Source organism: Microbacterium phycohabitans (genome assembly GCF_032464935.1).
Taxonomy (GTDB): Bacteria; Actinomycetota; Actinomycetes; order Actinomycetales; family Microbacteriaceae; genus Microbacterium; species Microbacterium phycohabitans.
In genome coordinates this window covers 306,317-322,910 of record NZ_JAWDIT010000001.1, presented here as the reverse complement: position 1 = coordinate 322,910, position 16,594 = coordinate 306,317, and the positions used below count along the sequence as shown (strand labels likewise).

The following is a 16,594-nucleotide window of genomic DNA, read 5'->3' as shown; positions in this document are numbered from 1 at the left end:
ATCTCGCGGGGTGTGCGTGCTCGCAGATCCCGGATGCCGTTTCGCGAGCGCAGGACGGATCTGCGGGCGGTCGAACGGACCGGCGCCCCTCAACGCGAAGACGCCCGCCCCGAGGGGCGGGCGTCTTCGCGGAGACTGTCGTCAGGAGGCGCGGCGGGCGCGAGCGGCGCGGCGCTTGAGCGCGCGACGCTCGTCTTCGCTCAGGCCGCCCCAGACGCCCGAGTCCTGGCCGGACTCGAGGGCGTACTGCAGGCAGACCTCGGTGACGGTGCAGCGCGCGCAGACCGACTTGGCCTTCTCGATCTGGTCGACCGCGGGGCCGGTGTTGCCGACGGGGAAGAACAGTTCGGGGTCGACGGTCAGGCAGGCTGCTTTGTCGCGCCAATCCATAGGGGTGCTCCTTGTAACAGAAATTTCGACGATTCGGCACCGGGATTCGGGTCCGGTACCCTGGTGGGAACGCGAGCGATAGCTCGCCCCACTTCGCTGTGGGAGCACACGGCTTGTTCCATGCTCCCATAGCGATTCCGCCTGATCAAGAGGTAACCGGCAGGTTTCCGGATCGTAACGGCGCAGCCGCGCCCGTCGGGGAGGCTTCGGATGCCCATTCGCCTGGCCGCAGCCGCCCTTCTCGGCCTCGAGGCCGTCGGCATCCTGGCACTCGCCGGGTGGCAGACCGTCGCCCTCATCGGCGGTGACACCGATTCGGTGGTCAGCTCCATCGCCTTGATCGTGCTCACCGTCATCGGCGCGGCGATCGTCGCCGCCTTCGGGGTGGCCACCGCGCGAGACGTGTCGGCCGGTCGGTCGGGCGGCATCGTCACCCAGCTGCTCGTGCTGTCGGTGGCGATCGGGGCGATCACGGGGGAGTGGGCCGCACCGGGCGCCGCGATCTTCATCGCCGTGCCCGCCGTCATCGGCCTCGTGCTGCTCGTGCTCGCCGTGCGCGCCGCGGCCCCGCGGCGCCGCGACGACGACTGACGCGAGAAGGCCCCGCCGGCCGCGGGAGCGGGGCGGGGCCTTCGTCGTCGGGCTCAGGCGGCGTCGAGACCGAGCGTCTTGCGCAGGCGCGCGACGTGCCCGGTCGCCTTGACGTTGTAGAGCGCCTCGGCGATCTTGCCGTCGTCGTCGACGACGAAGGTCGAGCGCAGCACGCCCGTGATCGTCTTGCCGTAGTTCTGCTTCTCCCCCCACGCGCCGTAGGCCTCGTGGATCGCGTGGTCGGGGTCGCTCAGCAGCGGGAAGGTGAGTCCGTCGCTGTCGCGGAAGGCGCGCAGCTTCTCGGGGGTGTCGCGCGAGATGCCGAGCACCGTGTAGCCGGCGCCCTGCAGCGAGGCGAGGCTGTCGCGGAAGTCGCACGCCTGCGTGGTGCAGCCGGGCGTCTGCGCGGCGGGGTAGAAATACAGGATCACGCGGCGTCCGCGGAAGTCGCTCAGCGAGACGGGGTGCTCGTCCTGGTCGAGAAGGGTGAAGTCGGGCGCGGTGTCGCCCTTGTCGAGGTTCGTCACCCGTCCAGCCTAGAGCGCTCGATGCTCTGGAACGTCGTCAGCAGGCGCTGCAGGGAGTCGAGTCTCGCCGCGGCGCCCGGCCCCAGCCGCCCAGACTCGACCGCCTCGATGATCGCGCAGTCGGGGGCGTCGGGCAGGTGGGTGCACCCGCGGGGGCATTCCTCGGCGACCTCGGCGAGGTCGGTGAACGCGCCGAGCACGTGAGCCGGGTCGACGTGTCCCAGCCCGAACGAGCGGACCCCGGGGGTGTCGATGACCCATCCCGACCCGGCGGGGCCGCGGTAGCGCAGCGACACCGTCGACGACGACGTGTGGCGGCCGCGACCGGTGACGGTGTTGACGTGTCCGGTGGCGCGCTCGGAGCCGGTGAGGGCGTTCACGAGGGTCGATTTGCCCACGCCCGAGTGCCCCACGAACACCGTCACGTGGCCGGCGAGCGCCTCGCCGATCGCGTCGAGCGGCATGTCCGCCTGCGCGCTCGTGAAGACGCGCAGGTCGATCCCGTCGAAGTGGGCGAGGAACGCCGTCGGATCGGCCAGGTCGGTCTTGGTCACCACGAGCAGGGGACGGATGCCGGCGTCCAGCGCCGCGACGAGGTACCGGTCGACCAGGCGTTCGCGCGGCTCGGGATCGGCGGCGGCGACCACGATGAGCATCTGGTCGGCGTTGGCGACGATGACGCGCTCGACCTGGTCGGTGTCGTCCGCGCTGCGGCGCAGCAGGGAGGTGCGCTCCTCGATGCCGACGATGCGCCCGAGCGACCCCTCGTCTCCCGACAGGTCGCCCACGACGCGGGCGCGGTCGCCGTTGACGATGGGCTGCTTGCGCAGCTCGCGGGCGCGCGTCGCGAGCACGCGTCGCTCATCGGGGCCGTCCTCGTCGACGAGCACGGTGTACCGGCCGCGGTCGACGCCCATCACGCGGGCGATCTGCGCGTCGGCGTGCGCGGGCCGGCGCTTCGTGCGCGGCCGGTTCGCCTTGGGGTTGGGGCGCACCCGGATCGACGACTCGTCGAACTCGAGGTCCTCGTCGTCGTCGGCGCCGTCGAGCCAGCTCACGCGTCAGCCCCGGACGTCCGCGTCCGTGCCGAGCATCGCGTGCCAGAGGCCCGCGAACTGGGGGAGCGTCTTGGCCGTCGTGCCGATGTCGTCGATCTGCACGCCCGGGACCCGGAGTCCGATGAGGGCCCCGGTGGTCGCCATGCGGTGGTCGTGATGGGCCCGCCACACGCCGCCGCGCAGGGGACGGGGGACGATGCGGATGCCGTCGTCGAGTTCGTGGGCCTCGCCGCCGAGGGAGCGGAAGTTGCCCACGAGGGCGGCGATGCGGTCGGTCTCGTGCCCGCGGATGTGCCCGATGCCGTGCAGGGTGGTCGGGCCGTCGGCGAACGCCGCCAGTCCGAAGAGGGTGGGCGCGAGCTCTCCCGCGGCCGAGAGGTCGAGCTCGACCCCCAGGATGCCGTCGTCACCGGCCGCCACGGTCAGGGCACCGCCGCGTCGACTGACGCGCGCCCCCATCTCGGCGAGGATGTCGACCAGGAGGGCGCCCGGCTGCGTGCTGTGCAGGGGCCAGCCCGACATCGTGACCGATCCGCCCGTGACCATGGCCGCCGCGAGGAAGGGCGACGCGTTGGAGAGGTCGGGTTCGATGTGGACGTCTTTGGCGCGCACGGGGCCGGCCGGCACGATCCACTCTCCCGGGGCGGGACGCTCGACGTGCACCGCGCGATGGGCGAGGGATTCGACGGTCATGTCGATGTGGGGGATGCTCGGCAGGCGCGATCCCACGTGACGCAGGTGCAGGCCCACGTCGAAGCGCGGCGCCGCGAGGAGGAGTCCCGAGACGAACTGGCTGGACTGGCTGGCGTCGATCTCGACCTCGCCGCCGCGCACGTGACCGTGACCGCGCACCGAGAACGGCAGGGCCCAGTGCCCGCCGTCGTCGATGTCGACGCCGACGGCCCGCAGCGCGTGGATCATGGCCCCCATCGGGCGGTGCAGGGCGCTCTCGTGCGCCGTGACGTGCACGTCGCCGCGGGCGAGGCCGGCGAGCGGGGCGACGAAGCGCATGACCGTGCCGGCCTGGCCGCAGTCGATCTCGCTCTCGCCCCGGAAGCTCGAGGGCGGGGTGACGAGCAGGTCGGGACCGAAGGGGGAGCCCGTGTCGATCTCCTCGATCGCCACGCCCAGGGCGCGGAGCGCATCGACCATGCGGGCGGAGTCGTCGGAATGCAGCGGGGCGTGAAGCGTGCCGGGACCGTCGGCGATCGCGGCGAGCACGAGTTCGCGGTTGGTCAACGACTTCGAGCCCGGCACCGTCACCATGGCATCCACGGGGCGGTCGGCGACGGGCGCGTCCCACGCACCGCGGGGAGTGGCGGCGGAAGGGGAATACCCGAGGGGAGTCATCGGTTCCAACCTTACTGAAAGGGGACGACACGTGACCGCACTTCTGGAGCGCGACCGCACCGCAACGACCACCCCGGTGGCTGTCGGGGCGCGCGACGTAGACTGGCGCGCGATGAACGACACCGCAGACGCCGGCCCGCTCGAGGTGGAGCCCCGCGCACAGTTCGAGGAGCAGGCCCTGCCCTTCATGGATCAGCTGTACGCCGCGGCCATGCGCATGACGCGCAACCCGGCGGACGCTGCCGACCTCGTGCAGGAGACCTTCGTGAAGGCATTCGGCTCGTGGGCCAGCTTCACGCAGGGCACCAACCTCAAAGCGTGGCTCTACCGCATCCTGACGAACACGTACATCAACACGTATCGCAAGAAGCAGCGCGAGCCCTACCAGAGCGCGATCGACGACCTGGAGGACTGGCAGCTCGGCGGCGCCGAGTCGACCACGGCCAGCAGTGCCCGCTCGGCCGAGGCCGAGGCGATCGATCACATGCCGGCATCCGTCGTCAAAGACGCGTTGCAGTCGATCCCCGAGGATTTCCGGATGGCGGTGTACCTCGCCGACGTCGAGGGCTTCGCCTACCAGGAGATCGCCGACATCATGAAAACCCCGATCGGCACGGTCATGAGCCGTCTGCACCGCGGACGACGCCTTCTGCGTGACCTGCTGTCGGACTACGCCAAGGAGCGCGGCATCCAGGCCGCGACGGGAGAGACGAAATGAGCGACTGCGGCTGCGACAAGGCGCGACGTGACCTCGAGGAGTACCTGCGCAACGAGGTCTGCAAGACCGAGGCGAAGGACATCCGCGAGCACCTGGAGAACTGCCCCGGATGCCAGGACGAGGCGCACGTCGCCCGGACGCTGACCGAGGTGGTGGCGCGGGCGTGCAAGGAGACGGCTCCCGAAGAGCTCCGCGACCAGGTGCTCTCGCGACTGCGCGCGATCCAGTCGACCCACTGACCGCCGCCCGCAACCACCCGACGCGTGTCGGAGGGGGTCCCTAGGCTGGAGTCATGGCATCCATCGACACCCTGACGCTGCCCCTCGACCAGACCTCCGCCGCCGAGGTGGCGGCCGTCGGTCTCGAGTACGCCCGGGTCGACGCCGACGGCGACGGGTTCCGCCCCTTCCAGCGCGCGGTCGCCCGAGGATTCCTCGGCGGGGAGTCGACCGACGACGAGGCGGCGAACTCCAGGAAGACGCTGCGCACGCGCCGGCTGACCGGGGTGTTCGACCGTGCCGGCAGCGAGCCCGAGGTCCCCGTCGGCACGATCGACTCGTGGGCGTCGACGCTGACCACCTCGCCCGGACGCACGACCGACCTGTGGTCGATCAGCGCGGTGACGGTGGCCCCCACCCATCGGCGCCGGGGGATCGCCCGCGCGATGATCGGCGGCGAGCTGCGCACAGCGGCCGCGGCCGGATTCGCGCTCGCCGGACTGACCGTCACCGAGGCGACGATCTACGGCCGGTGGGGCTTCTCGCCCGCGGCCTGGGCCTCCGACGTCGTCGTCGACGCACGCCGCGCCCGGTGGACGGGGCCCACGGCTCCCGGGCGGCTCGATTTCATCCCGCGCGACGGCATCGCGGAGCGCCTGCACGCGATCCACGAGCGCGTCCGCGTCCGGCGCCCGGGTTCCGTGCCCGGATGGGACGGCCGCTGGCGGGGGGTGGCCGGGGTGGCACCCGGCGACAAGGAGGCCGAGAAGGTCCGGGCCGTGGTCTATCGCGACGTCGACGGCGCGGAGCGCGGCATCCTGGTGTACACCCTCGACGAGACCGACGACTACTCCGCCCACGACCTGTCCGTGCGGGCGCTCTTCGCCGACGGCGACGACGCGTACGCCGCGCTGTGGCGGTTCGCGATCGAGCACGATCTCGTCGGCCGGGTCAAGGCGTGGCTGCAGGCTCCCGTTCCGCCGGTGCAGTGGATGGTGGCCGACCGCCGGGCGGTGACCGCCACGCTCACCGACCACCACTGGTTGCGCGTGCTCGACGTGGCTGGCGCCTTGACGTCGCGGGCGTATGCGGCGCCGCTCGAGCTGATCGTGCGGGTCGACGACCCGCTCGGATTCGCCGAGGGCACCTGGGCCGTGCGCATCGACGACGCGGGGGAGGCCGCCGTCGACGCGGCGTCCGCGGACTCCGCGGTCGACGTCGACCTCACCGTCGGAGCCCTGGGCTCGCTGCTGCTGGGCGGGGTCCGGGCCACCGAGCTGGCGTCCGCCGGTCTCGTCCGCGGCGACGCCCGCACGCTCGCCGCGCTCGACGCGGCGTTCGCTCCGGCAGCGACCCCGCTGCTGGACATCTGGTACTGACGGTCGTTCATAGAATCGCGCCGTACGATTCCGCCGATGTCCGAAGCCCCTCCCTCCCCGCCGGTCGAGCGCGCGTCGACCCGGCTCGACGCGGTGCGCGCGATCGTGCGCCGCTACGCACGCGAGAACCCCGTCGCGCTCATCGTGAGCGTGCTCATCGTCGCGTCGGCGGCGGCGACGGGCTCCTTGTGGGGTGAGGATGCCTCCGCGTGGGGCGCCGGACCGCTCGCCACGTTCGCGAGTGGGCGGTGGTGGACCCTGCTGACCGCTCTGGCGATCCCGGATTCCACGGTGGATGCGGTGTCGTCGCTGTTGCTGGCCCTCACCGTGCTCGCGTACGCGGAACGCCTCCTCGGCTCCCGGCGCACGGGCGTGCTGCTCGTGGTGCTGGGCATCGCCGGACTGACGGTGGGCATCGGACTGCACGCGGCGGCCTGGACGTTGACCGACCTGCGCCCCGTGGTGGCCGCGGAGGTCCCGGTGCTCGATCCGACGACGCCCATCGCGGGAGTCGTGATGGCGGCATCCGCTCTCGCACCGACGCTGTGGCGTCGTCGTCTGCGGCTGGTCGGCTTCGCCCTGCTCGCCCTCTTCGCCCTGTACGCCGGCGACGCCGACTCCTGGTACCGCCTGACCGCCGCGGTCATCGGCCTCGCCGTGGGGTCGGTCCTCGCGCGTGGTCGCGAGCGCCGTTCGTGGCACCGCAGCTCCACGCGCGAGACGCGCACGCTGCTCGCCCTGCTCGTCGCCGTGGTCGGCAGCGGCCCGATCGTCGCCCTCGTCAGCGGCGGGGGACGCGGTCCGCTGTCGCTCGTCGTCGACGCGTACACGCAGTACGACGACGAGCTGTTGAGCCGGTGCGGCTCGGTGGCGCAGTCGGTGTGCGACGAGCAGGTCGCACTGCTCATGACCCGCGGGGCCGGGCCCGCTCTGCTCGCGATCACCCCGCTCGTGCTGCTGCTGGTCTCGGCGTGGGGTCTGCGCCAAGGACGCCGCTCGGCGTGGATCGTCGCGCTGTTCGTGCTCGTCTCCTCCGCGCTCCTGCCGATCGTGTCGCTGCTCGACGGCCGACTGCGCATCGATCCCTGGGTCGACGGCAGCGGGGCGGAGTACGTGCTGTGGGCTCTGGCATCCATCGTCATCCCGCTCGCGCTCGCCGCAGCTCTCGTGGTGGCGCGGGCCCGCTTCACCGTGAGGGCGACGCGGGCCGCGGCGCGCACGGTCGCCGCGGTGATCGGGCTCGCGTTCCTCGCGTGCGCGACGACCCTCTTCGTCGTCGAGGCCGTCGGACGACGCAGTTTCGACCGGGAGCTGTCGGTGCTCGACCTGCTCGGGCTCACGCTGCGCCGCTTCTTCCCTCCGGCCTTCACCAACCCCGGTGGCGGGACGGCCTTCCCGCACCACGGTCCGGCTCTGTTCGCCTATCAGTGGATCGGCGTGCTGTTCTGGGCGATCGTGGTGGGCGCGATCCTGTGGCTCTATCGCCGTGTCCGGCGACCGGATGCCGGTGACGGGGCGCGCTACCGCGACCTGCTGCGCCGCGGGAGCGACACGCTGGGGTTCCTCGGCACGTGGGAGGGCAACCGGCACTGGTATTCCGACGACGCGGAGTGCGCCGTGGCCTACCGCCTCGCCGGAGACGTCGCCCTCGCCGTCGCGGACCCGCTCGCCCCGGCGGGGCGGCGCCCGGAGGCGGTGAGGGGCTTCTCCGACTACTGCGTCGAGCACGGGTGGACGCCCGCGTTCTACAGCGTGCACTCCGAGACGCTGGACGACCTGGTGGAGCTGGGATGGCGGCACGTGCCCGTCGGGGTCGAGACCGTGATGGATCTGCCCGGCCTCACCTTCGCGGGGAAGACGTGGCAGAAGGTGCGCCAGCCGCTCACCCGCGCCGAGCGCGAGGGCTACACCGCCGTCTGGTCGCGGTGGCACGAGCTCACCGTCGCGCAGGCGTCGCAGGTCGTGGCGATCGACGAGGAGTGGGTCGCCGACCGCGCCCTGCCCGAGATGGGCTTCACGCTCGGCTCCCTCGACGAGTTGCGCGACCGCGACGTCCGTCTGCTCCTCGCCGTCGGGCCCGACGACCGCATCGAGGCGGTCACCAGCTGGATGCCGAGCTGGACCGACGGTGAGATCACCGGGTGGACCCTCGACTTCATGCGTCGGCGCACCGATGGCCCCAACGGCATGATGGAGTTCCTCATCGCCAAGGCGGCCCTGGAACTGCAGGCGGAGGGTGCCGTGGTGCTGAGCCTGTCCGGCGCCCCTCTCGCCGACGATCCCGACGAACCCGTGGACGGCGACCCCGCGCCGCTGCGATCCCTGCTGCGCTGGCTCGCCGAGGTGCTCGAGCCGGCCTACGGGTTCGCCTCCCTGTTCCGGTTCAAGGGCAAGTTCCGTCCGCGCTACCGTCCGCTGGCCCTCGCGTACCGCGACCCCCTGCAGCTTCCCGCGATCGGCGCGGCCGTCGGCCGCGCATACCTGCCGGACGCCTCTCGCCGTGAGATGGTCGCTCTGGCGAGGACCGCGTGGGAGGGGCGTCGATGAACAGATTCATCCTGTCGTTCGAGCTGATCGACTCACCGCTGCTCCCCGTCGCTGCGGTGATCGCGGGACTCGGCGTCGTGGCCGTACTGCTGTGGCCTCCGCGCCGTCTCGTGCTGACCGGCGTCATCGCGGCCGCCGCGGCGGTGGTCATGTTCGTCGTCGGGAAGATCCTCGAGGCGATGGGCGCCTTCCAAGGACCGCTGCCGTCGGGGGCGATCTGGTGGGCGACGGGAGCTGCGGCGGCCGCCGCCGTCGGCGTCGTCGGCATTTTCCGCCGCCCGTGGCCCCGCCGGGTCATCGGAGCGGTCACGGTCATCGCCGCGCTTCTCGCCGGCGCCCTGGGCGTCAACGCCTCCTACGGCGTCACGCACAACCTCGCCGCGATCCTGGGCGTGCAGGCCCTCGATCCGGCATCCCTGCCGCAGCGCGGCGACACCGCCAGCGATCCGGCGACGCTGTATCAGACGTGGGAGCCGCCCGCCGGGATGCCGGCGAAAGGCTCCGTGAGCGCGCTGACGGGCAGCAGCAAGATACCGACCGGACAATACGCCGCGCGGGACGCCTCGCTGTACCTCCCGCCCGCCGCGCAGGTCGCGAACCCTCCTGCGCTCCCGTTGCTCGTGTTCATGATGGGCCAACCCGGTTCGCCCGACCCCACCGCTCTCGCGAAGGCGCTCGACTCCTTCGCCGCGGCGAACAAGGGGCTCGCGCCCATCGCGATCGTCGTCGATCAGCTGACCGCGCCCGACGACGACCCCGCCTGCGTGGACTCGGCGAAGTTCGGCGCGGTGTCGACCTACATCAACGAGCTCGTGCCGAAGTGGGCCGAGCAGAATCTGAACATCGTCACGGACCATCGCTACTGGACGATCGGCGGGTTCTCCAACGGCGGGTCGTGTGCGGCGCTCTACGGCACGAAACACCCCGACACCTGGGGACACCTGCTCGACGTCATGGGCAACGAGTTCCCGGGGTCGGAGCACGTCGCGCAGACCGTTGCGGACGTCTACGGCGGCGACGCCGCCGCCTTCCAGGCGAACAAGCCCTCGGTGATTATGGCGGCGGCGCCCGCCGGCACCTACACGGGCCACCTCGCCGTGTTCACGTGGGGCAGCGCCGACACCACCTACGGCCCCGGTCAGCAGGCGAACGCCGACGCGGCGAAGGCCGCCGGGTTCACGGTGCTGACGCACATCGTCGAGGGGGCCGGACACACCGGCGAAGCGCTCGACGGCAGTCTGGCCTACGCCATCCCGGCCATGGCACCGACTCTGGGGCTCGCGGCACCGGGATCCTGACGGCCGTGCGGCCCTCGTGGAGCCGGTGCGGCATCGGGGGCGAGACGCGGAAGGGGCCCGATCGACTCTGGTCGATCGGGCCCCTTCTCGGCGGGGATGTCAGCGCGCGAGCGCGTCCTTCATGATCGCCGCGTGCTCGTTGGCGTGCACCTTGGGCGACCCGGTCGCCGTGGAGGCGGCAGCAGCGCGCGAGATGCGACGCACGGGACGGTCGAGCTGGTCGGCCACCTCGAGGGCGATGAAGGGCCACGCGCCCTGGTTCTCGGGCTCGTCCTGCACCCAGACCAACTCGGCATCCGGGTACTGCGCGATCACACGCGTCAGCTCCTCGATCGGCGCCGGGTAGTACTGCTCGAGACGCACGAGGGCGATCTCGGGGTTGGGGTTCTTGTCGAGCTCGGCGCGCAGATCCCAGTGGATCTTGCCGGCGTGCAGGAGCACGCGCTTCACGGCGGCGCGGTCGATGCCGCGGTCGTCGTCGAGCACGGGCTCGAAGCGTCCCTCGAGGAAGTCCTCGACCGGGCTGGTCGCTCCGCGCAGACGCAGCATCGCCTTGGGCGTGAACACGACGAGCGGGCGGCGCGGACGCTGGTACGCCTGTCGACGCAGCAGGTGGAAGTACGACGCCGGGGTCGAGGGGCGCGCGACGATCATGTTGTCCTGCGCGCACATCTGCAGGTACCGCTCGATGCGAGCCGACGAGTGATCGGGGCCCTGTCCCTCGTAGCCGTGGGGGAGGAGCAGCACGACGCTCGACTGCTGCGCCCACTTCTGGTCGGCCGAGGAGATGAACTCGTCGATAACCGACTGGGCGCCGTTGGCGAAGTCGCCGAACTGCGCCTCCCACAGCACGAGCGCGTCCGAGCGCTCGACCGAGTAGCCGTATTCGAACGCCATCGCGGCGTACTCGCTCAGCAGCGAGTCGTAGACCCAGAAACGACCCTGGTTCTCGCTCAGGTTGGCCAGCGGCAGCCATTCCTGACCGTTGTCGCGGTCGTGCAGCACCGAGTGGCGCTGGACGAACGTGCCGCGGCGCGAGTCCTGGCCGGCGAGGCGCACGGGGGTGCCCTCCATCAGGACCGAGCCGAAGGCGAGCAGCTCGCCAAAGGCCCAGTCGATGTTGCCGTTGCGGCTCATGTCGAGACGCTTGTCGAGCAGCTGCTGGAGCTTGGTGTGCACCGTGAAGCCGTCGGGCTTGTTCACGAACGCGTCGCCGATGTGCTGCACGACCTCGCGCGAGACGCCGGTGGTCTCGGGAGCGCCGACCGCCGGCTCGTCGGCGGCGTCGGTGGTGACGACCGGGTTGGTCCCGGTCTCGGCTTCGTGCGTGTCGGCGAAGGCGACCTCGAGGCGGCTCTGGAAGTCCTGCTTCGCCTGCTCGTACTCGTCTTCGGTGATGTCGCCGCGGCCGACGAGCGACTCGGTGTACAGACGGCGCACCGACCGCTTCGCCTCGATGAGGTTGGTCATCAGCGGCTGGGTCATCGAGGGGTCGTCGCCCTCGTTGTGGCCACGACGGCGGTAGCAGACGAGGTCGATGACGATGTCGCGGTGGAACTCCTCGCGGTACAGGAACGCGAGTTCCGCGGCGCGCACGACGGCCTCGGGGTCGTCGCCGTTGACGTGCAGGATCGGAGCCTGGATGGTCTTGGCGACGTCGGTGGCGTACACGGAGGTGCGGGCATCGGTGGGCGTGGTGGTGAAGCCGACCTGGTTGTTGACCACCACGTGGATCGTGCCGCCCGTGCGGTACCCGCGCAGCTGCGACATCTGCAGCGTCTCGACCACGACGCCCTGACCCGCGAACGCGGCGTCGCCGTGCACGAGGATCGGCAGCCACGAGAACGTGCCGATGGGCTTGCGGTCCTGCTTGGCGCGGACGATGCCCTCGAGCACGCCGTCGACGGTCTCGAGGTGCGAGGGGTTGGCGGCCAGGTACACGGGGAGCTCGTCGCCGGCGTCTCCGACGAACGTGCCCTCGGTGCCGAGGTGGTACTTCACGTCTCCCGAGCCGCGCTTGCTGCCCACGGCGACGGCGCCCTCGAACTCGCGGAACACGTGACCGTAGGTCTTGCCCGCGATATTGGTGAGCACGTTCAGACGACCGCGGTGGGCCATGCCGATGGCGGCGCCGTCGAGACCGGCCGATGCGGCACCCTGGAGGATCTGGTCGAGCAGCGGGATGAGCGACTCGCCGCCCTCGAGGCTGAAGCGCTTCTGGCCGACGTACTTGGTCTGCAGGAAGGTCTCGAAGGCCTCGGCCTGGTTGAGCTTCGACAGGATGCGCAGCTGCTCGTCGTGGCCGGGCTTGGTGTACTTGACCTCGAGGTTGCTCTGGAACCAGCGGCGCTGCGCCGGGTCCTGGATGTGCATGTACTCCACGCCCATGGTGCGGCAGTACGAGTCGCGCAGCACGCCGAGGATGTCGCGCAGCTTCGCGACGCGCTTGTTGCCGAGACCGCCGGTGACGAACTCGCGATCGAGGTCCCAGAAGGTGAGCCCGTGCGACTCGATCTCGAGGTCGGGGTGGGTGCGCTGGACGTACTCGAGCGGGTCGATGTCGGCCATCAGGTGGCCGCGCACGCGGTAGGAGTTAATGAGCTCCTGCACGCGGGCGCTCTTGTCGATGCGCTCGGAGAGGTCGACGCTGATGTCGGCGGCCCAGTGGATGGGCGCGTAGGGGATGCGCAGGGCGGCGAAGATGTCGTCGTAGAAGCCGCGCTGGCCGATCAGCAGCTCGTGCACCTTCTTGAGGAACTCGCCCGAGCCCGCACCCTGGATGACACGGTGGTCATAGGTGCTGGTGAGGGTGATCGTCTTGCCGATCGCCAGCTCGTTGAGCGTCTTCTCGCTCGCGCCCTGGAACTCCGCGGGGTAGTCGAGGGCTCCGGCGCCGATGATCGCGCCCTGTCCGCGCATGAGACGCGGGACGGAGTGGACCGTGCCGATGCCGCCGGGGTTCGTCAGCGAGACCGTGGTGCCCTGGAAGTCGGCCGGGGTGAGCTTGTTGCCGCGGGCGCGACGCACCAGGTCTTCATAGGAGGCGAGGAACTCGCCGAACGTCAGGGTGTCGGCGCGCTTGATGCTCGGGACCAGGAGAGCGCGCGACCCGTCGGGCTTGGGCATGTCGATGGCGATGCCGAGGTTGACGTGCGCGGGGGCCACGACCGAGGGCTTGCCGTCGATCTCGGCGTAGTAGACGTTCTGGCTCGGGAACTCCTTGAGCGCCTGGATGAGCGCCCAGCCGATGAGGTGCGTGAAGCTGACCTTGCCGCCGCGCGTGCGCGACATGTGGTTGTTGATGACGATGCGGTTGTCGATCATCAGCTTCGCGGGGATGGTGCGCACGCTCGTCGCGGTGGGGACCGTGAGCGAGTCGTCCATGTTGGATGCCAGGGCCTTCGGCATCCCCTTCAGGACCGTCACGCGGTCTTCTTCGGTGCTCTCGGAGCCCGCCGAGGGGACGGCGTTCGGCGCCTGCGCCGGGATGGGCTGCGGCGCCGCCGGCTTGGCCGTGGTGCGGGCGACGGGCGCCTGGCCCACCACCGGGATGGGGGCCGTCACCGGCTTGGGCTCGGATGCCGTCGCCGCGGGCGGTGCGGCGGGCGGGGGAGCGGCGGCCGAGGATCCGTCGACGACCGGGTGGTACGCCTCCAGGATCGGCCACCAGGCCTTGTCTACGGAGTGCTTGTCGACTTTGAACTGTTCGTAGAGTTCGTCTACGAGCCACTCGTTCGCGCCGAACTCGCCCTCGCTCGAAGTACCGACGCCCGTCACCTGGCTCGACACAGTCGATCGCCTGCTTTCCTCGATGAAGATTCCTGTGGATGCGCCGACGTCGCCGTCGAAGACGCCGAGCGTCCAACGCGTCTTCCAGCCTAGCCGAGGTTCGACGGACGACCACGGCCCGGGTGAGGCCTTTACTTTCGGATCGTGTGATGGAGTGGATGCCATGGAGTTCTCCGGCGCGCAGCCCGATGTCGACCTGACGTACTCGGACGTGTTCCTCGTCCCCCGCCATTCGGAGGTGCGCAGTCGCCTCGACGTCGACCTCGCCCCCGGCGACGGCAGCGGGGCGACGATCCCGCTGGTGTCGGCCAACATGAACTCGGTGACGGGGACGCGCCTCGCGGCGACCCTGGCGCGTCGCGGCGGTCTCGGCGTCCTCCCGCAGGACCTCGCTCTGCCGCAGCTAATCGAGGCGGTCTCCTGGGTCAAGTCGCAGCCGGTCGCCTGGGACGCGCCTCTGGTGCTGCCGCCGACCGCGACCGTCGCCGATGCGCGTCTCGTGCTGCCCCCGGTCGCCGGTCGGGGCATCGTCGTCGCCGACGCGCGCGAGGACGGCAGCGTCGACGTCGCCGCCTTCCGGGGGATCGTCCCTGCTCGACGTCTGGCGACCGCGCTCCCGGATGCCACCCTCGGCGACATCGCCCGCAGCGACGCCCCCGTCATCGAGGTCGAGCGCATCGGCGACCCGCGCGAGGTCTTCGCCCTGATCGAGGAGGCCGGCGCCGACATCGTGCCCGTCGTGGACGGCGACCGGGTCGTCGGCACGCTGTCGGGGCGCAGCGCCCTCCGCGATTCGGTCTACCGACCGGCGGTCGACGCGGACGGCCGCCTGATCGTCGCGGCCGCCGTCGGGGTCAACGGCGACGTGGCCGGGAAGGCGCGGGCACTGGCCGCCGCCGGCGTCGACGTCCTCGTGGTCGACACCGCCCACGGCCACCAGGCGCAGATGCTGCGCGCGCTGCGCGAGGTCGCGGCGCTGGAACTCGGCATCCCGATCGCCGCCGGCAACGTCGTGACCGCCGAGGGCGTCCGCGACCTGACCGACGCGGGTGCCACCATCCTCAAGGTCGGGGTCGGACCCGGGGCGATGTGCACGACCCGCATGATGACCGCGGTCGGTCGCCCCCAGTTCTCCGCCGTGCTCGAGACCGCGGAGGCGGCCCGCAGCGCGGGCGCGCACGTGTGGGCCGACGGTGGCGTGCGCTACCCCCGCGACGTCGCTCTCGCGCTGGCCGCGGGAGCCGCGTCGGTCATGATCGGCTCGTGGTTCGCCGGCACGATCGAGGCCCCGGGACTGCTCCGCACCGACGACGCGGGCCTGCTCTACAAGGAATCGTGGGGCATGGCATCCACGAAGGCGGTCCAGGGACGCTTCGGTCGGCTCGACCCGTTCGAGCGGGCGCGGAAGGAGCTCTTCGCCGAGGGCATCTCGTCGTCGCGCATCTACCTCGACCCGCAGCGGCCGGGGCTGGAGGACCTGCTCGACATGATCACCTCGGGTGTGCGCTCCTCGTTCACCTACGCGGGCGCGGCCACGGTCGCCGAGTTCCACGAGCGCGCCCGGGTGGGCCTGCAGTCGGCAGCCGGATACGAAGAGGGCAAGGCGCTCCCGGTCAGCTGGTGAACGCCGGCTCGAGGTCGACCGCGGCCTCGAGCGTGATCCACGCGCCGACCTGGACCGACAGATCGAGGTCGTCGCCCTTCGCGCGAGCGGTGCGGCGGGGGTCGGTGGGGAAGAACCCCTCGCGGCGATTCGCCCACAGGGCATCCGCGTTGCGCTGCACCAGCTCGCGCGCGACGGAGGCCACGGGGCGATGCGTCTCGCCGGCCGCATCGTCCGCGAACCACACCGCGGCCTCGGCCAGATAGCGGGCCAGGATGCCGGCGAACAGGCCCCCGTCGCCTCCGCCGGCCGCGGGGAACAGGCCGTCGTCCGCCGCGCACCACCGCTGCACGGCCTCGACGAGGCGCGCCGCCCGGGCTTCGTGCGCCTCCCGGGCGTCGGCGTCGGGCGCCCCCTCGGCCAGGGCGAGCGCGGATCCGATCGCCACGCCCTGGTTGTAGGTCCACAGCTCGGGACGGACGACGCCGTGCTCGATGCCGTCGCGCACCAGTCCCGTCGCGGGGTCGTCGAGGGTCGCCGCGACCCAGGCGTCGAGATCGACCGCCGCGCCGCGGTGCGCGGACCACGCCAGCGCGATCGCCGCGGGACCGTTCGCGGGGGCGTTGTAGAGCGTGCTGTCCACGGCCCAGGGCAGGGCCCCGACAGCGGGATCGACCGCGTCGTCGAGCCGCCGGGTCAGGCGCTCGAGGCGGCGGTCGTGCAGGTCGTACCGCTGCAGGGCCAGGGTCATCCACGCCACGTCGTCGTGGAAGGGCGTCGTCCAGCGCCCGAGCGTCCGCAGGGTGATGCCGCGGTGCAGTCCCCGCAGCAGTCGAGCGCGGCGCGGGTCGGGGCGGTGCTCCTGCGCGTCGCGCAGGACGTGCAGGAGGTGCGCGTGCCACCAGTAATGCCACGTGCGGGCACCGGGAGCCCCCGGCGTCGCGGCGTGCGCCCAGGCGACCGGACCGTGGCGGTGGACATAGCGGCGGACGACGGCGGACTCGGCCGCCATGGCGCGCGTCTGCGCCGGGGAGGTGGCATCCATGGCTCCCATCCTCCCCAGGTCGGCCGCTCGCGCAGACGGGTACCGCCCGCCCCGTGCTGCCATAGAATCGACGGCACGATG

Annotated in this window: 13 protein-coding genes; 7 read left to right on the top strand and 6 right to left on the bottom strand. The window is 71.6% G+C overall.

From position 1 onward, the window contains the following. Window positions 1-141: 141 nt before the first annotated feature. Window positions 142-390: a WhiB family transcriptional regulator gene (locus tag RWH44_RS01565; protein ID WP_013583608.1), complete on the bottom strand. Its 249-nt coding sequence runs from the start codon at window positions 388-390 to the stop codon at window positions 142-144. Between the two features lie 210 nt (window positions 391-600). Here RWH44_RS01565 and RWH44_RS01560 point away from each other — a divergent pair, with 210 nt between their 5' ends. Beyond that, on the top strand, window positions 601-981 hold the full coding sequence (locus tag RWH44_RS01560; RefSeq protein WP_316003211.1) for a histidine kinase: 381 nt from the start codon (window positions 601-603) through the stop codon (window positions 979-981). A gap of 53 nt (window positions 982-1,034) precedes the next feature. On the opposite strand, the gene bcp is transcribed toward RWH44_RS01560, so the two are convergent. From bcp to aroA, 3 genes are read right to left on the bottom strand one after another with little or no spacing between them, the layout of a single operon-like run. After that, on the bottom strand, window positions 1,035-1,508 hold the full coding sequence (gene bcp, locus RWH44_RS01555; RefSeq protein ID WP_298874584.1) for a thioredoxin-dependent thiol peroxidase: 474 nt from the start codon (window positions 1,506-1,508) through the stop codon (window positions 1,035-1,037). Then, window positions 1,505-2,566 (bottom strand): ribosome small subunit-dependent GTPase A, encoded by a 1,062-nt coding sequence (rsgA, locus tag RWH44_RS01550; protein ID WP_316003210.1) that lies wholly within the window; start codon window positions 2,564-2,566, stop codon window positions 1,505-1,507. Before rsgA ends, bcp begins: the two co-directional genes overlap by 4 nt. A 3-nt stretch (window positions 2,567-2,569) precedes the next feature. Beyond that, window positions 2,570-3,916: a 3-phosphoshikimate 1-carboxyvinyltransferase gene (gene aroA / locus RWH44_RS01545; RefSeq protein ID WP_316003209.1), complete on the bottom strand. Its 1,347-nt coding sequence runs from the start codon at window positions 3,914-3,916 to the stop codon at window positions 2,570-2,572. Window positions 3,917-4,028: 112 nt separating this feature from the next. Between aroA and RWH44_RS01540 the strand changes: the two genes are divergently transcribed. The 5 genes from RWH44_RS01540 to RWH44_RS01520 are packed head-to-tail and all read left to right on the top strand — an operon-like array spanning window position 4,029 to window position 10,076. Continuing rightward, window positions 4,029-4,634 (top strand): sigma-70 family RNA polymerase sigma factor, encoded by a 606-nt coding sequence (locus RWH44_RS01540; protein ID WP_298875749.1) that lies wholly within the window; start codon window positions 4,029-4,031, stop codon window positions 4,632-4,634. Next, window positions 4,631-4,873 carry a zf-HC2 domain-containing protein gene (locus RWH44_RS01535; RefSeq protein WP_136586975.1) on the top strand — a complete coding sequence of 81 codons (243 nt, stop codon included), beginning with the start codon at window positions 4,631-4,633 and terminating at the stop codon, window positions 4,871-4,873. The genes RWH44_RS01540 and RWH44_RS01535 overlap by 4 nt, the downstream gene beginning before the upstream one ends. 53 nt (window positions 4,874-4,926) lie before the next feature. Beyond that, a complete protein-coding gene (locus tag RWH44_RS01530) occupies window positions 4,927-6,231 on the top strand; it encodes a GNAT family N-acetyltransferase (protein WP_316003208.1) in 1,305 nt (434 codons plus the stop codon). Between the two features lie 36 nt (window positions 6,232-6,267). After that, entirely contained in the window at window positions 6,268-8,778 is a 2,511-nt protein-coding gene (locus RWH44_RS01525; RefSeq protein ID WP_316003207.1) for a bifunctional lysylphosphatidylglycerol flippase/synthetase MprF, read from the top strand. Beyond that, on the top strand, window positions 8,775-10,076 hold the full coding sequence (locus RWH44_RS01520) for an alpha/beta hydrolase (protein WP_316003206.1): 1,302 nt from the start codon (window positions 8,775-8,777) through the stop codon (window positions 10,074-10,076). Before RWH44_RS01525 ends, RWH44_RS01520 begins: the two co-directional genes overlap by 4 nt. Window positions 10,077-10,175: 99 nt before the next feature. On the opposite strand, the gene RWH44_RS01515 is transcribed toward RWH44_RS01520, so the two are convergent. After that, window positions 10,176-13,865 (bottom strand): multifunctional oxoglutarate decarboxylase/oxoglutarate dehydrogenase thiamine pyrophosphate-binding subunit/dihydrolipoyllysine-residue succinyltransferase subunit, encoded by a 3,690-nt coding sequence (locus RWH44_RS01515; RefSeq protein WP_298874603.1) that lies wholly within the window; start codon window positions 13,863-13,865, stop codon window positions 10,176-10,178. 163 nt (window positions 13,866-14,028) lie between these two features. On the opposite strand from RWH44_RS01515, the gene guaB1 reads away from it, so the two are divergent. After that, window positions 14,029-15,489 carry a GMP reductase gene (gene guaB1 / locus RWH44_RS01510; RefSeq protein ID WP_316003205.1) on the top strand — a complete coding sequence of 487 codons (1,461 nt, stop codon included), beginning with the start codon at window positions 14,029-14,031 and terminating at the stop codon, window positions 15,487-15,489. On the opposite strand, the gene RWH44_RS01505 is transcribed toward guaB1, so the two are convergent. Continuing rightward, entirely contained in the window at window positions 15,479-16,513 is a 1,035-nt protein-coding gene (locus tag RWH44_RS01505; RefSeq protein WP_316003204.1) for a glycoside hydrolase family 76 protein, read from the bottom strand. The two genes, guaB1 and RWH44_RS01505, sit on opposite strands and share 11 nt — an antisense overlap. Between the last annotated feature and the right edge of the window lie 81 nt (window positions 16,514-16,594).